This is a genomic window from Shewanella sp. 10B (assembly GCF_023475885.1).
Lineage (GTDB): Bacteria > Pseudomonadota > Gammaproteobacteria > Enterobacterales > Shewanellaceae > Shewanella > Shewanella mangrovisoli.
The window spans coordinates 159,766-171,852 of the sequence record NZ_JAMDJO010000004.1 but is presented as its reverse complement, the minus strand read 5'-3'; the positions used below and the strand labels follow the sequence as shown (position 1 = coordinate 171,852).

9 protein-coding genes are annotated in these 12,087 nt (G+C 50.8%); 4 read left to right on the top strand and 5 right to left on the bottom strand.

Annotated features, from left to right (window positions below; genetic code table 11):
- Positions 1-400 precede the first annotated feature (400 nt).
- Entirely contained in the window at positions 401-3,685 is a 3,285-nt protein-coding gene (locus M0415_RS15855) for a DEAD/DEAH box helicase (protein ID WP_249556510.1), read from the bottom strand.
- 175 nt (positions 3,686-3,860) lie between these two features.
- Between M0415_RS15855 and M0415_RS15850 the strand changes: the two genes are divergently transcribed.
- Positions 3,861-4,178 (top strand): DUF736 domain-containing protein, encoded by a 318-nt coding sequence (locus tag M0415_RS15850; protein WP_425383207.1) that lies wholly within the window; start codon positions 3,861-3,863, stop codon positions 4,176-4,178.
- Between the two features lie 147 nt (positions 4,179-4,325).
- Here M0415_RS15850 and gorA read toward each other — a convergent pair whose 3' ends face one another.
- The 3 genes from gorA to M0415_RS15835 all read right to left on the bottom strand — a co-directional run bounded on the left by gorA (position 4,326) and on the right by M0415_RS15835 (position 7,251).
- Positions 4,326-5,684 (bottom strand): glutathione-disulfide reductase, encoded by a 1,359-nt coding sequence (gene gorA, locus M0415_RS15845; RefSeq protein WP_249556509.1) that lies wholly within the window; start codon positions 5,682-5,684, stop codon positions 4,326-4,328.
- A gap of 167 nt (positions 5,685-5,851) precedes the next feature.
- Positions 5,852-6,367, bottom strand: coding sequence for a hypothetical protein (locus M0415_RS15840; RefSeq protein WP_249556508.1), 516 nt, complete (start codon positions 6,365-6,367; stop codon positions 5,852-5,854).
- A 95-nt stretch (positions 6,368-6,462) separates the two neighbouring features.
- A complete protein-coding gene (locus tag M0415_RS15835) occupies positions 6,463-7,251 on the bottom strand; it encodes a hypothetical protein (protein WP_220056857.1) in 789 nt (262 codons plus the stop codon).
- Between the two features lie 268 nt (positions 7,252-7,519).
- On the opposite strand from M0415_RS15835, the gene prlC reads away from it, so the two are divergent.
- Positions 7,520-9,559 carry an oligopeptidase A gene (prlC, locus tag M0415_RS15830; RefSeq protein WP_249556507.1) on the top strand — a complete coding sequence of 680 codons (2,040 nt, stop codon included), beginning with the start codon at positions 7,520-7,522 and terminating at the stop codon, positions 9,557-9,559.
- A 128-nt stretch (positions 9,560-9,687) separates the two neighbouring features.
- Positions 9,688-10,218, top strand: coding sequence for a thioesterase family protein (locus M0415_RS15825; RefSeq protein WP_011718763.1), 531 nt, complete (start codon positions 9,688-9,690; stop codon positions 10,216-10,218).
- 276 nt (positions 10,219-10,494) lie between these two features.
- Here M0415_RS15825 and M0415_RS15820 read toward each other — a convergent pair whose 3' ends face one another.
- The gene (locus M0415_RS15820) at positions 10,495-11,142 is read right to left on the bottom strand and encodes a glutathione S-transferase family protein (protein ID WP_249556639.1); all 648 of its coding nucleotides are present in this window, start codon (positions 11,140-11,142) and stop codon (positions 10,495-10,497) included.
- Between the two features lie 204 nt (positions 11,143-11,346).
- On the opposite strand from M0415_RS15820, the gene M0415_RS15815 reads away from it, so the two are divergent.
- On the top strand, positions 11,347-12,036 hold the full coding sequence (locus M0415_RS15815; RefSeq protein WP_249556506.1) for a DNA-3-methyladenine glycosylase I: 690 nt from the start codon (positions 11,347-11,349) through the stop codon (positions 12,034-12,036).
- Positions 12,037-12,087: the final 51 nt, after the last annotated feature.

The following is a 12,087-nucleotide window of genomic DNA, read 5'->3' as shown; positions in this document are numbered from 1 at the left end:
ATGTACTAATTTGGGCAGCTTGAGCGCTTGCGGTGATTAGATAACGCTGTTAGAACTTTCACATGTGAAAGTTTTTGGGGATATTTGTAGGAAAAAGATATAGGTTCACACTAGCAGTGGACATCCTATCTGAGTCTGGCCACAGCTGAGTATTAAATTATCATTCTAGCTGTAGCTCAGGTTGAGACGAAAGATAGCTAGGAACAGGGGCACTTTTTATTCTGTTCGGATTAGAAATGTAAGACATATTTGGTTCTACTCTTTCTTAAACGAATTTAAAAAATTATCTTAACTAGTTTTCATAGTACAGGGCACCGACTGTACGGCCCGGTCAAACTAGTCCTATTCATCCTCGGCGCAAAAAGAGCCATAACCGGGCGTTATCAAGTCCAATGGGCAGCTATCGAGTGAATAGCACTTTTTCCTGTTCTCGCACAGGAATGGTCTGCAATGGCAGCAAGTCCATGACGTCACAGAACAACGCTCTGTGCTTCCAATCGTCTCTATCACCAATCACGTAGAAGCGCCGTTTGGCTCGTGTTGCCGCCACGTTCAAGAGATTCGGCTCCGAGACCGCCCAGTTACGGGCTCCTGAGCCCTCAGTATTGCCACCCAGCACCATGATGACGATGGATGCTTCCTTACCCTGCATGGTATGGATCGTGCCAGACACCATCTTGTCACGGAGCATGCGCTTGAGATTTTCTTGGACGGCTTTAAAGGGCGTGATGACCGAAATATCTTTAGCCTCCACGCCATCCTGATACAGTAGTGCAAGCAGTTCCTGAAGAGCTTTGCCATCAGCGGGTACCCAGTTGCCTTGTGACTTCCCGCTGGCTTGAATCCATCCTGTCGGGAGACTGGCTGGCGTTTCTTTATCATGCCGCGGTGCAAGCGTTCCATACACCATTGCTCCGTCATAGGCAATGCGGTTAGCCAGAGCGTGCATAGGTTTGTCGCAGCGGCGGTGCACGACCAGAGGCAAACCTACCCAGGTCTTGCCGTCAGTAGGTCCCGCCATGCGTCCCCAACTGGTGGCTTCATCGGCGAGCGTCTGTGCGGATTGTCGATTGGGGAGCCAATGGGTATCGACCTGGTAGCACGTGCGCATGTGTTCGAGCACGGCGTCGGAGACGGTGACGATCGGCTTGAGTTGCAGAGGATCGCCCACCATCAATGCACGCCGGGAGCGCCATAATGCGCCGACCGCTGCCTGGGGTGCGGCCTGGCCTGCCTCGTCCACCAGCAGCCAACCAATCTCGCCGGCCCCCAACGAGCCGAATGAGCGCGCAAACGATGCGAAGGTGCTACTTAATACCGGCACGACCATGAACAGCGACGCCCAGGCCGAACGAATGGCGTCACGCGAAAAGCCTTGGTAGCGGGTGCCTGTCAACATTCCATTGATGAGGAACAGATTGGAGCGCATTCGGGATGCTTCCAACTCAAAGAACACACGATGAAGTTTGAGTGCCTGAATGAAGACACGAGCGCGAGCTTGGCGCCAGCCATCAATACACCAAGGCTCGGCTAGTTCGATGGCATCGCCGCGACCGATAGCGCCATTTTGTAGCCAGGCAAGCAGGTGATCGGCTTGGCCGTCCCTTGCCACGTTGATAGCATCTTGCGTGTGCGCTTGGAATTGATCACGCAAGCGCTGAAGCTCACGTCGAGTATTGGCGGTCTGCTTTTCTAGACTCTCCCGCGAGGCATCCAACTGCTTGGTGAGGCGTACTATCCGGCTGAAGTCGGCTTTTGCCAAGTCGTGCTGGCCTTCGAGCCGTTTCCGCTTGGCATCCCAGTCTCGCTGCACACCCCATAAACTGAAAATTTTTGCCCAAAATCCCGGCTTGCGCGCTTGATGTTCTTCAAGTGCATCCAAGCAGTGCTTGAGCGTCAGGCTGGCAGGGCGGCTCTCTTCGGCATCCAGGCGATAGAGTTGATTGACCGCATCTTCTAGCTTCTTTTCGAGAGCGCGTAGCGCTTCAGATTGATCCTCGACCTGCTTTATTGTCTTGCAGCGGGCTTGGATCAGCTCGCGGATGCGATTGGTAGCGGCATGCGCCTTGCGCACCTCTGTTTTGGCGGCCTCGTACTCGGCGATGGCTTGCTGCCACAAAGCTTGGCGTTGTTCCGGAGAGCGTGCCTTGTTGACCTCTGCGCATGCATTGAGCCATCCGAGAAAGCCTTTCGGTCCATCTTCCTGTTCTGCCGGTGCGCCTGAGTGGTCTTCGTTTGTACCAGGATTTTCTTCCTCCGTGGAGGGCGTAGAAAACATGACGTTCAAAATGTCGCCAAATTCATCGTCTAACTCAGCTTCATCTTCGGCTTCTGAGTCCGCCTTGTTGTCGCTGCCGAACGGGCGCTGACCATAGAAGTAGCGCTCCACGAACTTGGTTCGCCTCGCCTTGCTGCCCAACGCACCTGAAATCAATCCCCACGCAGGTTTCCCACTCACCAGTTCGCCCAGCTCGGCAAAATACTCCGCCTCGGGCAGCCAGCTCTCGTCGATCTTGTCGCGCTGGGGTAATTCGAGCGTGACGTTTTCCACAGCGCCATTATTGGACGACGCCACGACGATCTCGAAACCATACAGTGCTGGATTGAGTTTGAAGCAAGCCTGTTGCTTGCCGCCGTCGTTGGCCGCTTCGCGCCCGTTACTGACGAACCCATCGGAGGCGCGGCGTAGCTTGGAGAGCGCATCTGCCCGGCCGGTCACAATGGCGGCAATCAAGTCGCGCAGCAGTGTCGTTTTGCCTGTGCCAGGGGGGCCGTTGATACCTAACAGCCCTTGGGCATTGCCAAGTGTGGCTAGGATCGTATTGACGGCTAGTTGTTGGGAATGTACCAGTCCCAAATGCCGCTCCGAAGGCCAGCAGCTCATAGCATAGGCGTCGGGCATCAGGCGATCGATCAGCGACAGCGATGCGCCGTCATCGTCTACATGCAGACGATGACGAGTATCGTGTTGGCGTAGATAGTGATCCAGCGGTTCGCTTTTCCGGTCGTTACCGATGCTGTTGGCGACGGCAGCAAGATCGTCGAGCAGGAAGCTATTGAGCGGGTCGTCTTCCGATTCAGGCTTATTGGGATTGACGGGCTGAGAGCGGAAACGAAATACCTGGCCATCAGTGTCGCCAAAGAAACCCGCTAGGCCGAGGTATTGGAGAATCCAGCGGGTCAGCTCACGCAGCGTGTCGCCGGATACCTGCCCCTCGAACAGCACCTTTGCCTTATCGCCGATAGCCCTTTGATCATCCTCGAAACCACAGGTCCAATCCTGCCCCGCCAACACACGCCCCAGAAACCATGCCTCACTGGATAGAACGAAACTGTCATCGACCAACTGGCCCGCCATGGTGAATTTCGCAGCGAACAGTGCTGATTCTCGATACTGCGGTTCTCGATAGCCCTGGTCAGCGCCATAAACCTCCTTGAGCTGTTCAGCAACACACCGACTGTCATAGATATGGGCAAAGAGCGTGTGGCTCCAGACGCGCCGCCTGGGCAAATGCTGCCTTGAAACAATACTGGCTGCCGACCATGGCGGGATAGTTTGCCCAATAGGTGTGTCGTGAATGAACGCACCGTAGGGGCTGCTGCGCTTCTTCAACTTGGGGGCGGATTGCGGCTGCAGTAACTCAATGGCATGCCAATAACGGACAATGTTCTCTTGCTTAGTCAAAACTCTTCCCTTGCGATAGCCAATTTTGTTCTTTCCTTCTTCTTACTGTTGGTATGGCCCAACGCATTTCACACATAGTTCCGTCTTCTCGGTGCCCAGTGCCCCTCACGTGATGGCATGCCGTCGTGATTACGGGGGGGCTAGCTCATCATGGCTGGTTGGACGTTGAATAACCGTGTGTCACCCTCAGCGTTGGCAGCTTGTTGTCCATTATGTCACAAAGGCAAAGCCACAAACACACAGCTTGGTCTTGCCATGGAGCGTCCAAGCTACGCTTCAAGGGGGTCAGCTCCACACCCTGGCCCTGAATCTCAAGGTCAAACTCGTTCCCAACGACAAGGGCAACAACGAAAGCGCCCCTGACTTCCGCGTGCAGGCGGCAAGCTACGACATTGGTGCTGCCTGGAAGAAAATTAGCGAAGCCGGACGGGAGTATCTGTCCGTGACCATCGACGACCTTTCGTTTCCAGGAGGACTACCTGCTCGTTACTGATCCAGCGTCTACTTGTTAACTCATTTTGGGGCATAAACGTGTTAGAAGACGCCGTGAATCGATGAGTCGATAAATGAAGGCCAGAGAACGATGCTCTGGCCTCTCAGTATTTCTACAGTACGAACGTGTGTAGGTGGGTTTTCTACATTAACCCCTCATAGTAACAAATTCCTCAGCACCTGTGGGGTGGATGGCGACAACGGCATCGAAATCGGCTTTGGTGGCGCCCATTTTCATGGCGACACCAAACCCTTGAAGGATCTCATCCATACTAAAACCAATGCCATGAATACCCACGACTTTCTCTTCTTTACCCGCACAGACCAGTTTCATCTTACAGGCCTGACGGTGGCTAGTGACGGCGGTATACATTGAGGTAAAGCCAGAGGTGTAAACCTTCACATTATCATCACCATATTGCGCGCGGGCTTCTGGCTCGGTTAATCCCATAGTGCCAATCGGTGGATGGCTGAAGACCACGGTTGGGATTTGGCTGTAATCCATTTGGGCATCGCTCATGCCGTTGAATAGGCGCTCAGAGAGTAAGCGACCAGCCTTAACCGCAACGGGAGTCAGTTCCACGCCGCCTGCCATAATATCGCCCACGCAATAAATGCCTTTGTGGGTGGTATTTTGCTGTGCGTCGGTAATTACATAGCCTTTGCTATCCAATTGCACATCGGTGTTTTCTAAGCCGATATTGCCCGTCGCGGGTGAGCGGCCAATGGCCCAAATCAGGCAATCGACGGTCACGCTTTCGCCATTCTCCAGATTCAGAGTCAGGCTGTCGTCAGCATTTTTAACCACAGATTGTGGGACGCTGTTGGTATGAAGTGTTGGGCCTTCGGTCTTCATAGCATCGACTAGGGCGTCGATTAGCATAGGATCGAAGTTACGCAGCGGCGCATGTTTACGCACAAACAGGTGAGTCTCACTGCCCAGTGCGTGTAAAACGCCCGCGACTTCGACGGCGATATAGCCGGCACCGACGACTGCGACACGTTTAGGTTGTTCGCGTAGGGCGAAGAAACCATCTGAATCAATACCGTATTCTGCACCAGGAATGTTTGGAATGGTGGGTGTGCCGCCAGTGGCGATCAGGATATGGTCAGCCGTGTAGTGCTCACCATTGACTTCAATGGTGTTGCCATTAACGAAGCGGCCATAACCATTGAGCAGGGTAACTTTGTTATTGGTAAAACCGCGACCGTAGGCCTCGTGGATACGACCAATATAAGCTTCGCGGCTGTTTACTAAGGTGTTCCAGTCGAATTTGTTGACCGAAACATCAAATCCATAATCTTTGGCGTAGAGGTTCATGGCTTCGGCGATATGTGCGCCATACCACATGACTTTTTTGGGTACGCAGCCCACGTTTACGCAGGTGCCGCCGACGTGTTTTGCTTCGATGAGTAGAACTTTAGCGCCACGCATGGCAGCTCGGTTAGCTGAGGCGATACCGCCGCTGCCTGCGCCTAGGCAGATATAGTCAAAATGTTGAGCCATGAGTTTCTCCGTCTAACTCTAAGAATGAGGTGCTTATTAGCAGAAGGTCATTGTAGGTTGGAATGGGTTTGCAGACCAGCCCATTAGGTTGCTTTGGTATAGACCTTGTTTTGCCGCAAAAAATCTCAGCAAAGCACCTACTTTATCTTTAGGCGGTTAGCTCAAGCTTAACGGCGATATTGGCAGCGATAGTGATCGTCTTGGTTTGGTCCTTCGGCACCGCATTTGAGGCATTGCCATTCCTGCTGACGAGCACTGAGCTCATCGGTCTGATAGCTCGCGGCTTTGTCAGGGCGGTTGCCAATCTGGGTTTCGAGTTGTGACATACGGGCATTGAGCCAGCGGCAACTGGGGTTGTTAGCGACCCTCTCTCGGCTGGCGAGTTGTTGTTTGCGGCTCTGCTTTTTCTTTTTCGATGACGTCGACTTTGCTTTATTGGTATTTGTTTTCGCAGGCATATTGTCAGTGTCGATAACGGGAGATTGGTAATCTAATGCGCTTTGTTGAGTCGGGAGCGGAAGCGGTTTCCCTTCACTGTCGAGTAGGGTTCCTAAAGGTAGGGGCTCAGTTGTGGCTGGTTTAGATAATGCTTCTAATTCAGGCTCGGCAGCAAATGATGATAAGCCATAAAATATCAATAAGATAAATGCGTTAGACAGCCATTTTATATGATGAGTTAACATTCCCTGTTCCTCGCCCATGCTGAGTCGTTCCATCGACTTCTTGAGTGTAGTTAGGGCGAGAAGAGTTTGCCAAACGGAGAAGCGTGCTTAAAAACTTAGAAACTCATATTAAAGTGGACACCCGCATAAGTTTGATCCTGCGAGCTAAAGTCGCCATTGGCGGCCGCTTCTAGTTCAATATCGTCCTGGGCAATACTGTGGCTAATATGGCCACTGAGACTCATATTATCGGCCAGATCATAATTGGCCTCCAAACCAAATTGGAGATGATTACGGCCATTGTGTTCTTCTGTTCGATATTTAAAATCAAGCCCTTGGGTTATATAAGGGGCGAGAGTAAAGCTTTCACTCAGTTGCCAATAACTGTGTAAACTCAGCTCGACAAAATAGCCTGCCGCCTCGGTGGAATACACATAACTCACCGAGGGAACTAACCAAGGGGCGGCGGTGTAGGCTAATTCTGCGAACAGTTCGTTATCCTGACAGCGACTGCTGCTATAACCTTCAATCCGCTGATAACCCAGATTCGCCTCTAAGTGTTCGCTGAGGTTTAACGCATATTCGAGACCAATGTTCCACTCGGTATAAGCTTGGCTATCGCCGCGTCCGACTAGGGCGTAGGTGGTGAGATTGCCGTATTGGACGCTAGCATTTAGCCAATAAATTCCGCCCTCGGCCAGATTGTTGCGTCCTTGGGACACATATTTGCTATCCCAACCTAAGTCTAGATTCGCGGCCCAAGGTGCTGTGGTTGCTGCGGGTAATACGCTGCTTGAGACACCTTCGGTTTGCACTAAGCTCTCGTTCGCCAAGCACGGGTGACTCAAGTAAATGACGCTAATCACGCCGACGGCACTAAGGATGGGATGAAGTGAAGCTGCCATATTTAAGCCAATCTGATAAAAGATGCGGAATATGTGCAGATATTAACTCAGGCGAATATGATCGTTAATGAGAATGGATTCGATTTGCGATCAGCTCGTCAAGATTGAATAAGTAAATTTGGTGTAAATCTTAATTGTGAACTGGTTCGCTTTTTTCTTTGTTGAATACGGCTAGGTGTATCTGCGAAGGGGGCAATCGGTTTTCTCGCCTTGATAAATAGTAGATAAGCCCTTATTTATTAGCTACACAGATTGTAGAGGAACCATTATGAGCAACCCTTTGCTTAACGGCGCAAAATTACCGCTTTTTTCCCAGATTAAACCTGAACACATTCAAGTTGCCGTTGAGCAGGCCATTGCTCAGTGTCGTGCCAAGATTGATGAAGTGCTGCAAACCCCAGGGCCTTTTACCTGGGATAACTTAGTCGCTCCGCTCGAGCAAGTGGATGATGAGTTAAGTCAGATTTGGTCGCCTGTCTCCCATATGAACTCAGTGGTGAGCACAGATGAATGGCGCGCCGCCCATGATGCTTGTTTGCCGCTGTTATCCGAGTACGGCACCTATGTGGGTCAACATCAAGGACTATACGAGGCCTATAAATCCCTGCGTGCATCGGCAGATTTTGACCAATTAAGCCAAGCACAACAGATGGTGATTGAGCACAGCTTACGGGACTTCGAGCTTTCGGGTATCGGCTTAGATGATGGGCAAAAAGTGCGTTATGGCGAAATCGTTAAACGCCTATCCGAGCTGACGAGCGGCTTTTCGAATCAACTGCTCGATGCGACTCAAGCTTGGACTAAGTTAATTACCGACGAGGTAGAATTAGCCGGTTTACCCGATTCAGCTAAGGTGGCCGCAAAAGCGATGGCCGAGGTCCGCGAACAAGAAGGTTGGTTATTTACCTTAGATTTCCCTTCCTATTTACCTGTGATGACCTACAGCGAAAACCGTAGTCTACGTGAAGAGTGTTACCGCGCCTTCGTGACTCGTGCCTCGGATCAAGGTCCAAACGCGGGCGAATTCGATAATGGTCCCTTGATGGATGAAATCCTTGCGCTGCGCCACGAGCTGGCACAGTTGTTAGGCTTTGATAGTTTTGCCGAAAAATCCCTCGCGACGAAAATGGCTGAAACGCCTGCTCAAGTAATGGCTTTCTTAAATGAATTAGCGCTGCGCTCTAAGGATCAAGCTAAGGCCGAATTAGCCGAGCTTAAAGCCTTTGCACTGGAGCAGTATGGCGTGAGCGAAATGGCGTCTTGGGATTTGAGTTTCTATGCCGAGAAGTTACAGCAACATAAATATGAGATTTCTCAAGAGTTACTGCGCCCTTACTTCCCTGAAGATAAAGTGCTATCTGGCTTGTTTTACACCGTCTCGCGCCTATTTGGCTTAAAGATTGTGGAGCAAACTGAGTTCGACCGCTGGCATAAAGACGTGCGTTTCTTCGATATTTTCGACGAAACGGGCGAGCACAGAGGCAGCTTCTATTTAGACTTATACGCCCGCACAGGCAAACGCGGCGGCGCTTGGATGGATGATTGCCGAGTGCGTCGTAATACGCCCCATGGTCTACAAAAGCCCGTGGCTTATCTCACGTGTAACTTCAATGGCCCTGTGGATGGCAAACCAGCACTCTTTACCCACGATGAAGTGACGACGCTGTTCCACGAATTTGGCCATGGCATTCACCATATGCTAACCAAAATCGACGTGGCTGGCGTGTCGGGTATCAACGGTGTGCCTTGGGATGCGGTCGAATTGCCTAGCCAGTTTATGGAAAACTGGTGCTGGCAAGAAGAAGCCTTAGCTGAAATCTCCGGTCACTACGAAACCGGTGAACCTTTGCCAAAAGTCATGCTAGACAAGATGTTAGCAGCGAAAAACTTCCAATCTGGCATGATGATGTTGCGCCAGCTTGAGTTTTCACTGTTCGATTTTAGACTGCACCACGAATATGACCCCGCCAAAGGGGCGCGTATTCAAGAGACCTTGGATGAAGTGCGTCGTCAGGTGGCCGTGTTAATTCCGCCTGCATTTAACCGTTTCCAACATGGTTTTGCGCATATTTTTGCGGGCGGTTATGCCGCAGGTTACTACAGCTACAAGTGGGCCGAAGTGCTTTCAGCGGATGCGTTTTCTCGCTTCGAAGAGGAAGGCATCTTCAATCTTGATACTGGCCGTAGCTTCCTGCACAACATTCTCGAAATGGGGGGATCTGCTGAGCCTATGGACTTGTTCAAACAATTTATGGGTCGCGAGCCGAGTATCGATGCGCTGCTGCGCCACTCTGGGATTGCTGCTTAAGCCACCCTAAATAGGAAAGCTTGAGCATAAAAAGGCGCCATTTGGCGCCTTTTTTGTGAGCCAGATCTCGCTTGCCCTCTGGTATGACCTCTGTTAGCCTGTGGCTCTTCTTTTTAGGGCGACTGCATATGAATCTGTATTTCCGTTTGTTTTGGTTGTTGTTTTGGCGCACGCGTCACTGCCGTAAGATTGATTTTTTAGGCACGAGCCGCATTACTTACCGTGCATTACCTAGCGATTGCGATATCAACTTCCACCTGACCAACTCCCGTTATCCGGCGTTTATGGATCTGGCGCGCACCTATATGCTGGCCGAAATGGGGCTGTTGAAGCGTTTCCTCAAATTGAAATGGATGCCGATTGTTAACGCCGCCGAATTTACCTATATCCGCGATATCAAGCCGTTAAAAAAGTTTGAGATTGAAACCAAAGTCGTGGGCTGGGACGAGAAATATTTCTATATTGAACAACGCTTTGTGAGTGAGCGTGGCTTGCACTGCATAGTGCATGTGCGTGGTGTGTTTGTCTGTAAAGGTAAGCAAGTTCCCTTGGATGTGTTAGTCAAAGAGGCGGGTTATACCGATCCTGCTCCTGAGTTGCCGCCAGAAGTCATTAAATGGAAAGCGTTTTTACAATTGAAGAAAGAACGTAATCGCTAGGGCGTGTTGACGTTTCGAGATTAGATTTTGTTCGTTCTGGCAAGCTCGTGCTCGCGAAACGAGGAATGACGTGTAGTTATTCTACTCAAATGACGAGTGACAAAGAGAACGAGCTTGCTAGACGAACCCTTCGGGCAGCGTTTGGCTGACGTTTCTGCTGCGTTATCGTCCGTTTATGTAGAATAACTACACCGCACGGACTTCGCCTTGCATAAACGCCAGCCAAATTGCTGCAAAAATAACCCTGAAACGTCAACACGCCCTAATGTGTTGGCACTAGGGAATACTCCTGATCCCTGTGTCTTCTTCCATTTCGGCGAGTAGCACTTCTTCAAGCACCAGCATCCAGGCGCCGCGTAGCTGCGCCTGTTGCCAGTAACGCACGAGTTCATCTAAATCCAGCAGATTTAAGTGGGAAAAACTGTAGCTTAAACAGGGGATAAGTGCGCAGTCGGCCAAGGTAAAACTGTCGCCGCACACCCAGTGATTCTGCGTTAGATGGGCATCCAAACGCTGAAACTGGATAAACATCTGCTTTTCTATCTGCTTGATCTCAAATTCATGCCCTTCGGGGGCATGCTTTAATTTTTCCAATTGAAATAACGGGTTATTAATATCGTTATCTATGATGCGATCGAATAAGCGCACCGCAAGATTGCGTTCGGGTTCGGCGGGCAGTAACTGGGTACTGTTTTGAAAATGCCTGTCTAGGTATTCGATGATAATGCTGGACTCGGGGAGCAGTTGACCTTCGTGGGTTTTAAGTAATGGGAGTTTGCCGGGAGGATAAAATTGCTGGAATGTTTGACGTGCTAGCGGGTCGCGCAAATCGGTGATCCGCGGGTAAAAGTTAGCTTGTTTTTCATAGAGAGCAATCAACACCTTCTGTGAATAACGTGATAACGGATGATAGAACAGCTCCATAGGTGTCGACCCCACAACCCCTGCATTTTTTGACTCTACGCCTTAACTTTAGTCGTTATCAAGGTGCTTGCTGTGGGATTTTTTCTGCAGATGGGCGTCAGTTGCGTAAAAGTGGGTTGCCATGCGGAATGATCCACTCGCGCAAAAATTCGGTACTATTAGCTTTAAAATCGCAGTGAAATAGAGATAACCAAAGGTAACAGTATGAGCCAGTTAGAAAGTTTCTCATCCATCTATGCCAGAGCGAGTGAGCGCAAGGGCGGTAAAAAGGGGCTCGAAGCATTACTGCCTGGCTGCCTAACGAGTGCCGAAATTCGCCAGTATGATGATGCTACGCTGCTCTCTGCCATGAGCCGACAGGTGTTTCAGAGTGGCTTTGTCTGGCGTGTGGTCGATAATAAGTGGCCCGCCTATGAGCAGTCTTTCTTTCATTTTGTGCCTGAAAAGGTGTTGATGCTGTCACCGGAGCAGATCCAAACGCGCGCTGCGGATGCGACTCTGATCCGCCATTTAAAGAAAACCCAAGCGATTTATGATAATGCCTTGATGATCCATGATATTGCCCGCGAACATGGCAGCTTGGCTAAGCTGATTGCCGACTGGCCGACCGAAGATATAGTCGGGCTTTGGGCACTCTTAAAGAAACGAGGCGCTCGCCTCGGTGGCAATACGGGGCCGTATTTCCTGCGCGGTATTGGTAAGGACACCTTTTTGTTAACCGATGATGTGCAAGGTTATTTTAAAGCGCACAAGCTGGTGGATGCCGGTTTTAGCTCGCAAACGGCGCTAAAGCAGGTGCAGGCAGCCTTCAACCAATGGCAGCGAGAATCGGGTCGGTGTCTTGCGGATATTAGCCGAGTCTTAGCCTGTAGCGTGGGTGATAATCGTATTTAGATAAAAAAGGACCAGCCAAATTGGCTGGTCAAGGCTCGATATTTCAAGCAA